Raw genomic sequence first — 14,561 nt, forward strand, 5'->3', positions numbered from 1 at the left:
ACATACAAGCCATGCTCGACTCGGGTTCTCGCGTGGCCCGGCCGCAGAGCAGCCGAGCGTGGGCTCGGCTCTACAAAAACCGAGGCGGCGCTTACTCGCAGCGGGTGGCGGTGATGACGTTGTCCTTGTCCACGAACACGCGCAGGCGGTCCTGGCGGATGTCCTTGGTGGTGATGGTGCTGGGGCCGATCGGGTTGACCAGGCCGGCACCACTCTCGCGGGACAGGCGGCGGATGTTGGGCTCATTGGCCGGCTGGCCGATCGCCCAGCCCAGCTGGCTGGCGTCACAACGGCCGCTGCCTTTGACTTCCGGGCCAGGGGTGCTGACGCAGGCCGACAGCAGCAGGGCAGAGGCCGGCAGCAACAGGGACAGACGGAATGCGGACATGCGAGCGCTCCTGCGCAGGGGAAGATGGCGGGAACGATAGCACCGAGCGTGCGAAAGGCGTCAGCGCCCCGGTCATTGCCGGCACAGCGTGGTCATTGCATAGTGGGAGGAATGGCTGGTAGTACGCCAGCGGGCAGGCCGGGCCTTTCCGGCGCAGGTGTTGGATAGGGTATGACGGCAGGCAGTTTCCGCGGCAAGGACAAGACGATGACGGCGCTGGCGTTGTCGTTGCTGGGCGTGGCGTTTGCCGCCTGCGCTGCCGATCCGGAACCCGTGCCGGTCGAATCCCCGGTATTCGGCGCCTGGCGCAACCTGCAGACTGAAGCGGGCTACGCGCCTGCGCAGCGCAATCTGGCGTTTGCCATGCTGCCGCAGGCGGCCACCCGCGGTGACCGTTTCGCCATCCTCGATCGTGAGGGCAAGCGCGCGGTGTGCTGCCTGCAGGTGGCCAGCCCCTCGCTGGGCGTGGCCGCGCTGCGCGAGCAGTACCACCTGCCGCAGGCCTGGGTGACCGACCTGAGCAATGGCCGCAGCCCGGCACGTCCCTATGTGCCGCACGTCTATGCGATGCAACGGGTGGACGAGCTGGCCGACTACAGCTTCGCCGACGTGCCTGGCGCCTACAGCGACCTGGGCGGGCTGCTGATTCCCGAAGGTGCCGCGCTGGAGGCCGACGGCAGCGCCGTCCGCCTGGGGGACATTCGCTATCCGCTGCATTTCCAGCGTCAGCCGCACGCCGATGACGACGGCGCGCTGGATCGCTACAGCCTGCAGGCGGGTGAGGGCGAGGCACCGATCGTGGTTGAAGTGCCGTTCGGCACCTACTGATTGCAGCTTCGCGCTGGCTAGAATGCAGCGCGGCGCTGTCTGCCGTGCCTGCTCCGTGAGTCGTTTCCGTGTCCTTGCGCCCCTTCCTGCTGCCGTCCCTGCTGCCGTCCCTGCTGCTGTTGTCCGCCTGCGCCAGCGCGCCGCCGCCGCCGGCCCATTCCGACGCGTTATGGCGATTGATCGAACGTGACTGCCAGGGCGCCGAAGGTCCACGCGGCGACTGCCTGCGCGTGGAGACGGCCGCGGATCGCCGCGATGTGCTGGTCAAGGACGCGCACGGCGACTACCAGTTCCTGCTGATGCCGCTGGACAAGGTCAGCGGTATCGAGAACCGCCGCCTGTACCAGCGTGGTGCACCGAACTACTTCGCTGCAGCCTGGCAGGCGCGCAGCCACACCGAACAGGCCTTGCGGCAACCGCTGCCGCGCAACGTCGCCAGCCTGGCGTTGAACTCGCCGCACGGCCGGTCACAGCACCAGCTGCATATCCATGTGGATTGCCTGCGTGCCGACGTGCTGCAGGCGCTGGACACGCATGCTGCCGCCCTCGGCAGCCGCTGGGCACCGTTGCCGGTGCTGCTGCGCGGCCATCAGTACCAGGCCCGCCTGCTGCCGGGCGCGGAACTGACCGCCAATCCGCTCAATCTGTTGGCCTATGACCTCGCTGGCGTGGACGACGTGGGCCAGTGGAGCCTGGTCGTGGCCGGCCGGGACGAGGTGCAGGGCGGCCCGGGCTTCATTCTGCTGGCGACCCGTGTGGACGCCGGCACCGGCAACGAGGCCAGCGCTGAAGAGCTGCAGGACCACGCCTGCTCGGTGTTGACCGGCGCAGGCGCGTCGCTGGAGCGGGTCCGCTAACCCTGGGGCTGCTGGCGGCTTCGCCAGACCGGTGCGGTCAGCGCCAGCAGCTGGCGATCCTGCCAGCCCTCCAGGTCCAGATGATGGTCGCGCAGCAGGCCTTCCTGCTCGAAGCCGAAGGCGTGCAGCGCAGTGGCGAACGGGTCATTGCAGTCCGGTGGCAGCATCACGAACAGGCGATGCAGGCCGACATCCTCGAACAGGAACGGGCACAGCGCCCGCAGCGCCGCGTCGGTATGCGGGTGCCAGTGTTGCAGCGACAGCAACTCGGCGCTGCGCGCATGCAGCGACTGCAGGCGGATGTGCAGCTGATCCAGCACAGTGCCGTGTTCGTCGTCGAACACCCCCAGCAGCAGCTGGTCGTTGTCCTGCTCCAGACGCGAGCGATGCATGTGGGCGAGAAAGCGTGCCTCCTCGTCGATGTCGCCGGGGTGACGGCGGCCGCGCCGGCGGCGGTCATCGAACAGGCGCCAGCGCGGCAGGTCGGTACGCTGGAAGGGGCGCAGGGTGACCGGTGCGGCCTGCAGCTGCAGCAGGTGACGGCGCAGTACCGGGCGCAACGGGGGAAGGAGGGAGGTGGGATACGGGGTCATCATCCCCGGCACGATGGCCGTGCCCGCAGCGCCACACCATTCAAAACATTGCAAAAGTGTGGCGAATGGCACTGCGGGTCTGATTCGGTTCAGGCATAAGGCCATCAGGCCTGGTCATTTCCGTTGAACCCCCCCATTCAGGACACTTTCGTTACGGGATCGTTATGTGCCGCACAGGCCGCTGTCCCGTACCACCACCCGCCAAACTCCCCAGGAAGCCCATGTCCGCCTCCCACAAGGCGCTGCGCCCGCGTCCGCTGGTGCTCGCACTGTCGTCCCTGATGCTGGTCTCACTGCCGGCCTTCGCGCAGGAAAGCGCACCCACCACATTGCAGGAAGTGAAGGTCACCGGCTCGCGTATTCCGCGCGCCAGTGTGGAGGGGCCCTCGCCGGTGACGGTGATCAGCCGGGAGCAGATCGATGCACAGGGCTACCGCAATGCCTTCGATGCGCTGAGCGCGCTGACCGAGAACACCGGCAACGTGCAGGGCGAGGACTTCGGCAATACCTTCACCCCGGCCGCCAACACCATCAACCTGCGCGGGCTGGGCCCGAACCGCACGCTGGTGCTGGTCAACGGCCGCCGCCAGGCCGACTATCCGCTGGCCTACGAGGGCTCGGTGAACGTGGTCAACCTGGCCAACATCCCCAGTGCGCTGATCGAGCGCATCGAGGTGCTGGCGGCCGGTGCGTCGGCGGTGTATGGCTCCGATGCCATCGCCGGCGTGGTCAACATCATCCTCAAGGACCGTTTTGAGGGTGTGGACGTGAACGTGCGCGCCGGCGGCACCCAGCAGGGCGGTGGCGACAACCAGCGCGCGCAGGTGGTCGGTGGCAGTTCCGGCGAGCGTTGGGATGCGCTGTTCGGCTTCGAGTTCGATGTGCGCAAGGCGATCCACGCGCGCCAGCGCGACTTCATGGATTCGCTGGATGATGACCCGGCCGGCAAGGCGCCGCAGGCGACCGCGATCGCCTATCGCCGCAATGCTGCCACCGGCCGCAACATCGATCCGGGCGTCAGCGGCTGCGACGCAGCGTCGGAGATCTATGGCGGCAGCGTGTTCCGCGCCAACAACCCGCGCCAGGGCTGGTACTGCGGCAGCAACGAGGCCGCCGCCAGCTACTGGACCGTGCAGACCCAGAAGCGCAACCTCAACGGCTACGGTCTGTTGACCTTCCACGTCAACGAGACCACCGACCTGTTCGCTGATGTCGCCGTGGGCAGCGCGCGCATCTACAACAACACGCGTGCGCCGACCTGGACCTCGGCGCGCAACTACTTCTACAACCAGACCACCGGCAATCTGGAAAGCTGGTACCGCCGCTTCGCGCCGGAGGAAATCGGCGGCCTGCCGCGCAATGCCAACCGCTTCCTGGAAAACTCGTGGTCGTTCAACGTCGGCGCACGTGGTCAGATCGGTGACAGTGGCTGGGACTATGAGGCGGTCTACAGCCGCTCGCGTTACGAGAACCGCACCCGCCGCCCGGTGCTGCTGGCCGGCATCAACGAATACCTGCTGGGTCCGAAGCTGGGCGTACGCAATGGCGTTGAGGTCTATGCGCCGGACCCGGCACGCCTGTTCAAGCCGTTGACCCCAAACGAATACGAGGGCCTGTCCGACTACCAGGAAAGCCGCAATGCGGCATGGCTGCAGACCTTCAGCGCCAGCGTCAACGGCCGCCTGTTCGCGCTGCCCGGTGGCGACGCTGCATTGGCAGCGGTGGTCGAAGCCGGCAGCCAGGGCTACCGCAACCGCCCGGACCCGCGCCTGGGAACCGGCGAGTTCTGGAACACCAGTGCAGGCGTCGGCGCCGGTGGCGAGCGTGACCGCTACGCCGCAGGTGTGGAGCTGCAGTTGCCGCTGCTGCAGTCGCTGACCACCACGCTGGCCGGCCGTTACGACCAGTACCGTGCGGGTGGCGAGCACATCGGCAAGGCGACCTGGAGCGTTGGCGTCGAGTTCCGTCCGATCGAGAGCCTGCTGATCCGTGGTACGGCGGCGACCAGTTTCCGGGCGCCGGACATGAACTATGTGTTCGCGACGGAGACGCGCGGTTACAACCCGGGCATGACCGACTACTGGCGCTGCCGCACCGCAGGCCAGTCGTACGACAACTGTGACTACAACGGCCTGTCGATCGACTACAGCAACCGCGCCAATGCGCAGCTGCAGCCGGAATCGGCCAAGTCCTATGGCTTCGGCGTGGTCTGGTCGCCGCTGTCTGGCCTGGATTTCAGTGCCGACTACTACGACATCCGCATCGACAACGAGGTGACCAGCCTCGATACCAGCCGAATCCTGCGTGACGAGGCCGATTGCCGCCTGGGCCGCACGCTGGGCGGCGAAGCGCGGGATATCGGTTCACCGCTGTGCCAGGACGCGCTGTCTCGGGTGATCCGCAACCCGTCCAACGCAACCGTGCAGCCGGACCAGGTGACCCGTGTGCTGATCAATCCGATCAACGCCGCCTCCGAATCGGTTCGTGGCCTGGACCTGAAGGGCAACTGGCGTTTCGATGCCGGCCGTTATGGCCGCTTCACCACGCGCCTGGCCTACACGGTGGTGCTGGAGCACAAATACCGGCAGTTCTCCGATGATCCGGAGCGTGACATCCGCAATTCGCTGGATGACTACCAGTGGCGCAGCAAGGCCAACGGCAGCATCACCTGGAACCAGGGTGACTGGACCACCACGCTGTACGGCAACCGCTTCGGCTCGCTGCCGAAGACCGATGGCAGTGGCCGCATCGCGCCGTACATGACGTACAACGCCAGCGTGTTCCGCCAGTTCGGCGAGAACCTGTCGGTGGGGGTGATCGTCAACAACCTGCGCGACAGCCGCCCGCCGGCAGACAGGAACGGAGGCGGCTGGCCGTTCTACCCGGTCGGCAATTACGACCCGTACGGCCGCCAGTACTGGGTGCAGCTGGATTACCGGTTCCGTTGATCCGGCAGGCGAACGAAAGGCCCGGCATTGCCGGGCTTTTCTTTGTGCAGTGCACCGGTGCTGCCGCTGCGCGCGTGGCATGCTGTGGCGATACCCGGAGGATGATGCGCATGGATGCCAGAGTGTGGAGTGTGATTGCCGTGCTGGCCATTGCCGGTTGCAGCAGCAAGCAGGCGGCCAGTGTGGACGATGCTGCGGAGGCGGCCAGCGCCGCGCCCGTGCCGTCTCTTTCCAACGCAGTGACCGATGCTGGATCAGCGCGCGTGCCAACGGCATCGACGCGTGCGACGGCCGGGCAAGGGCCTGCGGATCCGGAGGGACACTTCCTCGAGGGCGAGCGCTTGCTGTTGACTGAAGGAGCACTGTCGGCGGAAAAGAGCGACGTGATCCTGGGCTCGGACAACGCCTTTGCGCAGGCGATCAGCCAGTTCGAGCAGGATGCGGCGGGCCACCCGGAAGTGCAGGACCTGACCCGGCTCTACAGGACGGCTGCGACCCGGCTCATCGGCAGCGACGGCACGCTGGTGTCTTTTGCCTGTGGCTACAGCCTGTGTGTCGGCGAGATCCGCAGCCGCACCGATGAGGATTTCAGCGCCTGGTCCGAGGCGATCGGCATGGACAGGGCAAGTCCGGTCTACAGCCTGACCACGGCACCGATGACGTGGGGCAGGGACCAGCACGGCGGGCGTTTCGTGTTTTCGGTGGACCCGGCCGCCAACGCCATCACGGGTCGGTAGCGGCGGGACATGCCCGGGACAGCAGTGCGCTACGGCAGCGCCTGTTGGAGGTACGACTCGATGACGTAGCTGAAAGGCTGCTGCTGGCGGTCGCGCAACAGGGCACGCACCTCCAGGATCACGCCGTGATCGCCTTCACCCCGCGGCGGCCAGAACGTCTGGTCAGCCAGGGTCTGGCGCTGGAAACCGAGCGGGCCGACCACGCGACCGAACGGCTCGTCGGTGCTGTCCAGCACCTGGTTCATGGCCGGGCTGAGGTGGCCGGGCAGGTACCAGTTGTCGGCCTCGGACAGAACGCGGCTGCCGCAGACCAGCTGTACGCGGCGATAGCGCAGTTCGGTACCCGGCGTCGCGCCCAGCGACTGCAGAACGTCGGCGGGGGCCGGCTTGTCCTGGCCGTGTATGCGCACTGCACGCACCCGCGCCTGTTCGGCCAGGCCGTGCTCGGCGCACCAGTGTTCCAGCGTGGCGGTGGCGCTCTGCCCGGACAGTACGCGCTGGTGCAGGCGCTCGACCAGTGCCGCCGGGGCGATGCGCTGCTGGCCCGGCGGCGACTGCAGCGGCGCAGCGGCCGCAGCATCAGTGGCGGACAGGCTGGCGATCGGGGCGGCGGCAAGCAGGGACGCGGCCTGCCAGCGGCGGAGGCGATCGTGGCGGTCGGACGGGCCCATGCGGCATCACAACGGAAACAGGCGCCCATGTTACCCGTTCAGGGGTGTGCACGGCGTGGCTGCGACCGGTTGTCGCAGGGCTGATCATTTTTCTGGTGAATGTGTGCCATCCAGATATTTCGTTGGCCGATGGCTGTGTCGAGGCGCACGATGGCGCCAGTCTTGGCTTTCCGGGAGTTCCCGATGACCCTCCAGTTCGTCCATGGCGGTGTCGACCGCGACGGTGCGCCACTGCATTTCCATATCCGTGATGGCCGCATCAGCGGCCTCAATGGCGAGGCCGCGCCGGCTGACGGGGCGGAATGCGTCGACCTGCAGGGCTTCGCGGTGCTGCCCGGGCTGGTGGACGGCCACATCCACCTCGACAAGAGCTTTGTCGGCGACCGTTGGCACCCGCACCAGCCGGTGAACAGCCTGCGTGAGCGGCTGGCGGTAGAGAAGGCGGCGGTGGCGGGTGCAGCACCGATGGTGGACCGTGCCGAGGCGCTGATCCGCCAGTGCAGTGCTTTCGGTACCGTGGCGATGCGCTGTCATGTCGATATCGACGCCAGCACCGGGCTTGGCCATCTCGAAGCCGTACGCGAGGCGGCGTTGCGCTGTGTGGACATCATGCGCATCCAGCTGGTGGCGTTCCCGCAGGCCGGGGTGATGTCCTGTCCGGGTACCGCCGCGGTGCTGGAGCAGGCGCTTGCCGCGGGCGTGGAGGTGCTCGGCGGCATCGACCCGACCACGCTCGATGGTGATGCCGAAGGCCAATTGGCGCTGCTGTTCGGCCTGGCCGAGCACTACGGCGTGCAGCTGGACATCCATCTGCACGAGCCGGGCGAAACCGGCCTGGCCCAGCTGCTGCGCATCGCCGCGCGGACACGGGCTGCCGGCCTGCAGGGGCGTGTTGCGGTCAGCCATGCCTATGCGCTGGGCGACGTGCCGCTGGCGCGCGCGCTGCAGGTGGGCGAAGCATTGGCCACCGCGGGTGTGGCGATCATGAGCAACGCGCCGGGGGATCATCCGTTCCCGCCGCTGCGCGCGCTGCATGATGCCGGTGTGCGCGTGTTCGCAGGCAACGACAACATCCGTGACTGCTGGTGGCCGTATGGCAATGGCGACCTGCTGCAGCGGGCGATGCTGCTGGGCTACCGGTCCGGCTTCTACACCGATGCCGACCTGATGCTGGCGCTGGACATGGTCACCACCCATGCCGCGCAGGCGATCGGCCTGCCGCAGCATGGTATTGCCGAAGGCCGGCCGGCGACCTTCGTGGCCGTGCGTGCCGACCACGGCCCGGCGGCCGTGGCTGCGGTGCCGCTGGAGCGCCGCGTGGTGGTCGACGGCCGCTGGCTCTAGATCCACGCCGCGCAACCCCCTGTAGTGCCGAGCCATGCTCGGCGACCTTTCAGGCGTAATCGTCGGCGTGGGTGGCGATGAATTCCTCAAGCCACGCCAGCAGATGGGCGATGTCGATGATCTCGCCCTGCTCGACGCGCTTGAGCAGCAGCGTGCTGGCGCCGATCTGCAGGCTGCTGTCGGCATAGCGCAGCACCGCGTCGACGCCCCAGGCATCGGTCACCTGCATCCAGGCCAGGCCCGGCACGCGCTGGGCCAGGGTGTCACCGAACGCAACGCCCAGTGCTTCCCAGCCTTCGCCGTCGTCACGATCGATCAGCTCCGCGTCGACCACGCGCTGCAGGGTGGTGGCCGCCAGCGGCCACTGCACCGGCAACGTCGGAAAGCCGGCGGCCACGCGCGCGGCGATCAGCGAACGCTGGTGCTGCAGATGCGTCTGCAGGGCAGCGGGCAGGGGATCGAAACGGGTGGGGATTTCGTCGGACATGGCAAGGCGCCGTGGAGCACGGAAACAACAGGCACTCTACGAGGCGATGTTGCCGGCCGTGCGGCCGGATTGACCATGTTTCGATGCGTGATGCGCGAAATCCATCCACGCATGGCGTGGATCTACTGTGGTCAGTCCGGTTCGCGTTGCACCTGCCGCCACAGCTCGCTGGCCAGTGCGCGCACGGCATCGTCGGCATCGGCACGGTGCAGCAGGCCGATCTCGTAGTTGTCGATCACCGGCAGCTCACGCTCGCCATCGATGATGCGGTGCTCGCGGGTGACTGCACGGCGCGGCAGCAGGCTGATGCCGATGCCGTCGGCTACCGCGCCCTGGATGCCGCTCAGCGACGAGCTGGTGAAGGCGATGCGCCAGCGCAGGCCCAGCGCTTCCACGGCGTGGATCATCTCGTCGCGGTACAGCCCTCGCGGCGGGAAGGTGACCAGCGGCAGCGGGTCCTGCTGCAGGCAACTGCTGCGCAGGCTGTCGATCCAGTGCATCGGCTCGCGCCGGCAATGCACCGCCTGGCGGCTGTTGCGGCGCTGCTTGACCAGCACCAGGTCCAGCTCGCCGTGGTCGAAGCCCTGCGCCAGGTCACGGCTCAGGCCGCTGCTGATCTCCAGTTTCACCTGCGGGTGGCGGCGGCTGAAGGCGGCCAGCATGCGGGTGGTCTGCGGGTTGACGAAGTCCTCCGGCACGCCGATGCGGACGGCGGTCTCCACCATCGCGCCGGCCAGCGCCTGTGCCATTTCCTCGTTCAGGTCGAGCATGCGCCGCGCGTAGCCGAGCAGGGTGTGGCCGGCGTCGGTGGGGTGAACGTCGCGGTGGCCGCGTTCGAGCAGGCGATGCCCGGCCAGTTCCTCCAGCCGGCGTACCTTCTGGCTGACCGTGGATTGTGTCGAATGCAGGCGCGTGGCCGCCGTGGTGAAGCTGCCGCAGTCGGCCACCATCACCAGCGCCCGCAGCAGGTCCAGTTCGAACAGGGTTCTATTCGATTTGGCACTGTCTTGCATTTGAACATTTCACTTCTGGATACCCAAGCCGACTTCTACCATGCAGGGCAGGGGCCGGCAATGCCCGGCTGTTGCTACCGTCGCCCGGTGCTCCGTGGCGACGGACATGAGGAGTCACTGTCATGCGCGTCCATCGTTCCCCTGGCTGGCGTGCGCCGTTCGCGCGCGTGCTGCTGTTGTGCCTGCTGGCCATGGTCACCCCGGCCTGCACCGCAACGTCCAAAGCCGACGTCGATGGCCGCCTGCGTGATGCTGCCAGCCGCGGTGACGCTGCTGCGGTGCGACAGGCGATCGAGGAGGGCGCCACGCTGGAGGCGCGCGATGGACAGGGCCGCACCGCGCTGCTGCTGGCCACGCATGGCAACAACGTGGATGCCGCGCGCGAGCTGATCGAGGCCGGTGCCGACGTCAACGCCAAGGATGCGTTGCAGGACAGCGCCTACCTGTACGCAGGCGCGCGTGGCCTTGATGAGATCCTGGCGATGACCCTGGCGCATGGTGCCGATCTTCGCAGCACCAACCGCTATGGCGGCACCGCGCTGATTCCGGCGGCAGAGCGCGGCCATGTCGCCACTGTGCGCACGCTGCTGCGGGCCGGCGTGGCGGTGGACCATGTCAACCGCCTGCACTGGACTGCGCTGCTGGAAGCGATCCTGCTCGGCGATGGCGGCGCGCGCCACGTGCAGATCGTGCAGCTGCTGCTGGAGGCCGGTGCCGACCCGGAGCTGGCTGACGGCGACGGTGTGACGCCGCTGGCGCACGCGCGCCAGCGCGGCTATTCCGGAATTGAAACCCTGCTGCGCCAGCACGGCGCGGTGCGCTGAATGCAAACCCCTTCCACCCGCACGCTGGGCGTGCCCACCAGGATGCTGTCCATGTTCCGTTCCCGTCCGTTGTCCTTCGCCATCCTTCTTGCGGTGGCACCGCTGTCGGCGTCTGCTGCCGAGCGCGCCGACCTGCTGATCCGCAACGCTACCGTGGTCGATGTCGAGCACGCCAGTACCCTGGCTGGTCAGAGCGTGGTGATCCGCGGCGAGGACATCGTCGCTGTCGGCCCGGACGCGCAGCTGCGCAGCCAGTGGAGCGCGACCCGCCAGATCGATGCCAAGGGCAAATACCTGATCCCGGGGCTGTGGGACATGCACGTGCACTTCGGTGGTGGCCCGGCGCTGATCGAAGAGAACAAGGCACTGCTGCCGCTGTACATCGCGCATGGCATCACCACGGTGCGTGACTGTTCCGGCGATCTGCCCGAGCAGGTGCTGCAGTGGCGTGGCGAGATCGCCAAGGGCACCCTGTTCGGCCCGCGCCTGCTGAGTTCCGGCGCGAAGATCGAAGGCATCAAGCCGGTCTGGAAGGGCACGATCGAAGTGGGCAGCGAGGCCGACGCCGACAAGGCAATCGCCCGCCTGCAGCACGACAAGGTCGATTTCGTGAAGATCACCGACAGCACGCTGAAGCCGGAACTGTTCCTGTACTCGGCCAGTGCCGCGCGCAAGGCCGGATTCAAGGCGTCGGGCCACATCCCGATGGCGCTGACCGTGGAGCAGGCGGTCGATGCCGGCCTGGCCTCGATCGAGCACCTGGACTACGCGTTCAAGGCCGGCAGCAAGGACGAGGCGCAGATTGCCGCCGACTTCGGAGCTGGCCGCATCGACCGTGCCGAAGCCAACCGCCGCCTCGACGCCAGCTTCGACCGTGACACCGCAATGCGGGCCTACCGTGATTTCGCCAAGCGCGGCGTATTCGTGACCCCGACCCTCAACGGCGGCCGCATCCTCGACTTCCTCGACCAGGATGACCACGCCAACGACCCGTACCTGGCCTACATCGGCCCGGGCCTGCGCGCGACCTACCAGTGGCGCGTGGACCGCGCGGCGAAGGCGACGCCGGCGCAGATCGAAGCGCGCCACGCGCAGTATCACCAGGTGGCCGCCGTGCTGCCGCTGCTGCAGGAAGCGGGTGTGACGATCATTGCCGGTACTGATGCGGGCTTCCTCAACTCGTTCAACTTCCCGGGCATCGCCCTGCACCAGGAACTGCAGCTGTTCGTGAAGGAAGGCCTGAGCGCACCGCAGGCACTGTCGGCCGCAACCCGTTCCGGCCCGGCCTGGTTCGGCCAGATGGACCGTTACGGTGGTGTCGCGCAGGGCAAGGCCGCCGATCTGGTGCTGCTGACCGCCAACCCGCTGCAGGACATCGCTGCCACCGAGAAGATCGACAGCGTGATCCTGCGCGGCAACGTGTATGACCGCGCCGCGCTGGACAGGATGCTGGCCGACACCAAGGCCAAGGTCGCGGCGTGGAATGCCGAGGCGGCGAAGGCCAATTGATGATGCGGCCGGTGACCTAGCGCGGCGCCGGCCGCATGCCGTGCAGCTGCGGTAGTGCGGCCTTCATCGCATCGATGAAGGCGCGCAGCCGCGGCGGCTGCTGGCGCGCTGCGGGAAATACCACGTGTACCGGCAGTGGCGGTGCCTGCCAGTCCGGCAGCAGCTGCACCAGCCGCCCTTGTGCGAGGTCGTCGGCCACCAGCCAGGCCGAGACCACGGCCGCTCCCAGCCCGGCACATGCGGCCTGCTGCACCACGAACAGGTTGTCGCTGAGCAGGCGCGGGCTGATCGAAAGGGTATGCGCGTGCCCCTGCGCGTCATGCAGCAGCAGTCGTTCGCGGTAGTAGGTGACCAGCGAGATCCACGGCAGTGACTGCGCCTGTTCCGGCGTACTGACTGCCGTGGCGTCCACCAGCGAGGGCGCCGCCACGACGATGCGCGGTACTTCGGCCAGCGGCAGCGCGACCATGCGCGGTTCGTCGACCGGGCCCACCCGCACCGCGCAGTCGATGCCTTCTGCAATGAAATCCGGACGCCGATCTTCAAGGATCCACTCCAGGCTCAGCTGCGGATGCCGGGCGAGGAATGCGAGCATGGTCGGCAGCAGCTGCGCCTGGCCGAAGGCATGCGGCACCATCACCCGCAGACGGCCGCGCAGTGTTTCCGGCTCGCCGTGGAGTTCGGCCTGCAGCGACTCCCATTCGTCGACCACGCGTTGCGCATGGCGCTGGCAGCGCAGGCCATCCTCGGTCAGTTGCAGGCCATGGGTGGAGCGCAGCAGCAGGCGCAGGCCGAGCTGCCGCTCCAATGCCTGCAGGCGTCGGCTGACCGTTGGCTGGGTGGTGCCCAGCTGCGCGGCTGCGGCAGACAGGCTGCCGGTATCGACGATGCGCAGGAAGGTGCGCAGCAGATCCAGGCGATCGGCGCCAGCGGTGAGCTCGGTCATGCGTAGGGCGTATGAATGATATGTATTTCAGCCTACTACAGACGTTGGGCGAATGCGGGCAGGATACGTCCACTTCTTCCACCGGACTCCCCCATGTCTACCCCTTCGCTGTCCGTCGCCGCCGCACCCGCGACCGCACCCTCCACCCCGCTGGTGCTGGCAATGGCGGCCGGCGCCGGCTTCTCGGTCGCCTCGCTCTATTACAGCCAGCCGATGCTGGGCCTGATCGCCCAGGACCTCGGCGCGGGTGAGCGCGCCGCTGGCCTGGTACCGACCCTGACCCAGCTTGGCTATGCAATGGGCATCCTGCTGCTGGCGCCGCTGGGTGACCGGTTCGACCGCCGCAAGCTGATCCTGTTGAAATCTGCATTGCTGGCACTGGCATTGGGTGCTGCAGCGATGGCCGGGCACCTGCCGGGCCTGCTGATGGCCAGCCTGCTGGTCGGGCTGATGGCCACGCTGGCGCAGGACATCGTGCCGGCCGCTGCGGTGCTGGCACCGGATGCGCAGCGCGGGCAGATCGTCGGCCGGGTGATGACCGGCTTGTTGCTGGGCATCCTGTTGTCGCGCGTGGTCAGTGGCGTGGTGGCTGAAGCGTGGGGTTGGCGCACGCAGTTCGTACTGGCTGCGGTATCGGTGGCGGCGATGGGCGCGGTGATGGCGCGTGCGCTGCCGCGTTTTGCACCGACCAGCACGCTGCGCTATCCGGCGTTGCTGGGCTCATTGCTGGCGTTGTGGCGCGAGCAGCCGCAGCTGCGCCGTGCGGTGGCCAGCCAGTCGCTTCTGGCGGTGGGTTTCAGTGCATTCTGGTCGACCCTGGCGCTGATGCTGCATGCTCGTCTGGGCCTGGGCAGTGCGGCGGCGGGTGCGTTCGGTATTGCGGGTGCGGCCGGTGCACTGGCCGCACCATTTGCGGGTCGATTCGCCGATCGCTTGGGTTGCCATGCAGTGGCGCGGCTGGCGATCGCGGTGGCGTTGCTGGGCTTCGGCCTGCTGCTGGCTGAGTCCTGGCTGCCGGCCGCCGCGCTGCTGCCGCTGCTGGTGGTGAGTGCGCTGCTGTTCGACTTCGGCTTCCAGTCGGCGCTGGTGGCGCACCAGACGCTGGTCTATGGCCTGGTGCCGCCGGCACGTAGCCGGCTCAATGCGTTGCTGTTCACCGGCATGTTCATCGGCATGGCTGCCGGTGGTGCGCTGGGCAGCCTGGCGCTGGCGCAGTGGGGGTGGCACGGCGTGGCCTGGTTGGCGGTGGTATGTGCGGGCGGCAGCCTGCTGCTGCGTTTGAAGTAAGGGGGCGTTCGGCAGGGCTTGCAGCCCTGCACCTGCTGGAGGCAACGGCACCAGCAACGGCACCAGCAACAGCAACGGCAACGGCGGGGTTCCTGTAGGTAGGCGGGGTGGGTCCGGTTGCGGGGGACG

14 protein-coding genes are annotated in these 14,561 nt (G+C 67.8%); 8 read left to right on the forward strand and 6 right to left on the reverse strand.

Going from position 1 to position 14,561, the window contains the following annotated elements; all coding sequences use genetic code 11:
• Positions 1-91: 91 nt before the first annotated feature.
• Positions 92-388 carry an I78 family peptidase inhibitor gene (locus ARC63_RS22345; RefSeq protein ID WP_010485066.1) on the reverse strand — a complete coding sequence of 99 codons (297 nt, stop codon included), beginning with the start codon at positions 386-388 and terminating at the stop codon, positions 92-94.
• Positions 389-559: 171 nt separating this feature from the next.
• Here ARC63_RS22345 and ARC63_RS22350 point away from each other — a divergent pair, with 171 nt between their 5' ends.
• Together ARC63_RS22350 and ARC63_RS22355 are read left to right on the forward strand one after the other, a co-directional pair.
• Positions 560-1,216 carry a hypothetical protein gene (locus ARC63_RS22350; RefSeq protein WP_010485068.1) on the forward strand — a complete coding sequence of 219 codons (657 nt, stop codon included), beginning with the start codon at positions 560-562 and terminating at the stop codon, positions 1,214-1,216.
• Positions 1,217-1,284: 68 nt separating this feature from the next.
• Positions 1,285-2,073, forward strand: coding sequence for a CDP-diacylglycerol diphosphatase (locus ARC63_RS22355; RefSeq protein WP_019337894.1), 789 nt, complete (start codon positions 1,285-1,287; stop codon positions 2,071-2,073).
• On the opposite strand, the gene ARC63_RS22360 is transcribed toward ARC63_RS22355, so the two are convergent.
• Entirely contained in the window at positions 2,070-2,669 is a 600-nt protein-coding gene (locus ARC63_RS22360; protein WP_019337893.1) for a GNAT family N-acetyltransferase, read from the reverse strand. The two genes, ARC63_RS22355 and ARC63_RS22360, sit on opposite strands and share 4 nt — an antisense overlap.
• 218 nt (positions 2,670-2,887) lie before the next feature.
• On the opposite strand from ARC63_RS22360, the gene ARC63_RS22365 reads away from it, so the two are divergent.
• Positions 2,888-5,614 carry a TonB-dependent receptor plug domain-containing protein gene (locus ARC63_RS22365; RefSeq protein ID WP_057504427.1) on the forward strand — a complete coding sequence of 909 codons (2,727 nt, stop codon included), beginning with the start codon at positions 2,888-2,890 and terminating at the stop codon, positions 5,612-5,614.
• A 104-nt stretch (positions 5,615-5,718) separates the two neighbouring features.
• Positions 5,719-6,351, forward strand: coding sequence for a hypothetical protein (locus tag ARC63_RS22370; RefSeq protein ID WP_231298682.1), 633 nt, complete (start codon positions 5,719-5,721; stop codon positions 6,349-6,351).
• Positions 6,352-6,380: 29 nt separating this feature from the next.
• Here ARC63_RS22370 and ARC63_RS22375 read toward each other — a convergent pair whose 3' ends face one another.
• The gene (locus ARC63_RS22375; protein WP_043401982.1) at positions 6,381-7,022 is read right to left on the reverse strand and encodes a hypothetical protein; all 642 of its coding nucleotides are present in this window, start codon (positions 7,020-7,022) and stop codon (positions 6,381-6,383) included.
• Between the two features lie 183 nt (positions 7,023-7,205).
• Between ARC63_RS22375 and ARC63_RS22380 the strand changes: the two genes are divergently transcribed.
• On the forward strand, positions 7,206-8,366 hold the full coding sequence (locus tag ARC63_RS22380; RefSeq protein ID WP_057504428.1) for an amidohydrolase family protein: 1,161 nt from the start codon (positions 7,206-7,208) through the stop codon (positions 8,364-8,366).
• A 49-nt stretch (positions 8,367-8,415) separates the two neighbouring features.
• Here ARC63_RS22380 and ARC63_RS22385 read toward each other — a convergent pair whose 3' ends face one another.
• Positions 8,416-8,853, reverse strand: coding sequence for a DUF3806 domain-containing protein (locus tag ARC63_RS22385; protein WP_057504429.1), 438 nt, complete (start codon positions 8,851-8,853; stop codon positions 8,416-8,418).
• 131 nt (positions 8,854-8,984) lie between these two features.
• Positions 8,985-9,866 (reverse strand): LysR substrate-binding domain-containing protein, encoded by an 882-nt coding sequence (locus ARC63_RS22390; protein ID WP_057504430.1) that lies wholly within the window; start codon positions 9,864-9,866, stop codon positions 8,985-8,987.
• A gap of 122 nt (positions 9,867-9,988) precedes the next feature.
• Here ARC63_RS22390 and ARC63_RS22395 point away from each other — a divergent pair, with 122 nt between their 5' ends.
• Together ARC63_RS22395 and ARC63_RS22400 are read left to right on the forward strand one after the other, a co-directional pair.
• A complete protein-coding gene (locus ARC63_RS22395) occupies positions 9,989-10,690 on the forward strand; it encodes an ankyrin repeat domain-containing protein (RefSeq protein ID WP_057504431.1) in 702 nt (233 codons plus the stop codon).
• Positions 10,691-10,741: 51 nt separating this feature from the next.
• Positions 10,742-12,199 (forward strand): amidohydrolase family protein, encoded by a 1,458-nt coding sequence (locus ARC63_RS22400; RefSeq protein WP_057504435.1) that lies wholly within the window; start codon positions 10,742-10,744, stop codon positions 12,197-12,199.
• 16 nt (positions 12,200-12,215) lie between these two features.
• Here the strand turns inward: ARC63_RS22400 and ARC63_RS22405 are convergent, their stop codons facing one another.
• On the reverse strand, positions 12,216-13,145 hold the full coding sequence (locus ARC63_RS22405) for a LysR family transcriptional regulator (RefSeq protein WP_057504432.1): 930 nt from the start codon (positions 13,143-13,145) through the stop codon (positions 12,216-12,218).
• A 93-nt stretch (positions 13,146-13,238) separates the two neighbouring features.
• Between ARC63_RS22405 and ARC63_RS22410 the strand changes: the two genes are divergently transcribed.
• The gene (locus ARC63_RS22410) at positions 13,239-14,432 is read left to right on the forward strand and encodes an MFS transporter (RefSeq protein ID WP_057504433.1); all 1,194 of its coding nucleotides are present in this window, start codon (positions 13,239-13,241) and stop codon (positions 14,430-14,432) included.
• The last annotated feature ends 129 nt before the right edge of the window (positions 14,433-14,561 follow it).

Source organism: Stenotrophomonas geniculata ATCC 19374 = JCM 13324 (genome assembly GCF_001431625.1).
Taxonomy (GTDB): Bacteria; Pseudomonadota; Gammaproteobacteria; order Xanthomonadales; family Xanthomonadaceae; genus Stenotrophomonas; species Stenotrophomonas geniculata.

What these genes read in the sequence shown, in the direction of transcription:
- ARC63_RS22405 (WP_057504432.1), bottom strand. Translation starts at nt 13,145, where the DNA reads ATGACCGAGCTCACCGCTGGCGCCGATCGCCTGGATCTGCTGCGCACC.
- ARC63_RS22395 (WP_057504431.1), top strand. Translation starts at nt 9,989, where the DNA reads ATGCGCGTCCATCGTTCCCCTGGCTGGCGTGCGCCGTTCGCGCGCGTG.
- ARC63_RS22385 (WP_057504429.1), bottom strand. Translation starts at nt 8,853, where the DNA reads ATGTCCGACGAAATCCCCACCCGTTTCGATCCCCTGCCCGCTGCCCTG.
- ARC63_RS22365 (WP_057504427.1), top strand. Translation starts at nt 2,888, where the DNA reads ATGTCCGCCTCCCACAAGGCGCTGCGCCCGCGTCCGCTGGTGCTCGCA.
- ARC63_RS22345 (WP_010485066.1), bottom strand. Translation starts at nt 388, where the DNA reads ATGTCCGCATTCCGTCTGTCCCTGTTGCTGCCGGCCTCTGCCCTGCTG.
- ARC63_RS22375 (WP_043401982.1), bottom strand. Translation starts at nt 7,022, where the DNA reads ATGGGCCCGTCCGACCGCCACGATCGCCTCCGCCGCTGGCAGGCCGCG.
- ARC63_RS22360 (WP_019337893.1), bottom strand. Translation starts at nt 2,669, where the DNA reads ATGATGACCCCGTATCCCACCTCCCTCCTTCCCCCGTTGCGCCCGGTA.
- ARC63_RS22350 (WP_010485068.1), top strand. Translation starts at nt 560, where the DNA reads ATGACGGCAGGCAGTTTCCGCGGCAAGGACAAGACGATGACGGCGCTG.
- ARC63_RS22410 (WP_057504433.1), top strand. Translation starts at nt 13,239, where the DNA reads ATGTCTACCCCTTCGCTGTCCGTCGCCGCCGCACCCGCGACCGCACCC.
- ARC63_RS22380 (WP_057504428.1), top strand. Translation starts at nt 7,206, where the DNA reads ATGACCCTCCAGTTCGTCCATGGCGGTGTCGACCGCGACGGTGCGCCA.
- ARC63_RS22400 (WP_057504435.1), top strand. Translation starts at nt 10,742, where the DNA reads ATGTTCCGTTCCCGTCCGTTGTCCTTCGCCATCCTTCTTGCGGTGGCA.
- ARC63_RS22390 (WP_057504430.1), bottom strand. Translation starts at nt 9,866, where the DNA reads ATGCAAGACAGTGCCAAATCGAATAGAACCCTGTTCGAACTGGACCTG.
- ARC63_RS22370 (WP_231298682.1), top strand. Translation starts at nt 5,719, where the DNA reads ATGCGCATGGATGCCAGAGTGTGGAGTGTGATTGCCGTGCTGGCCATT.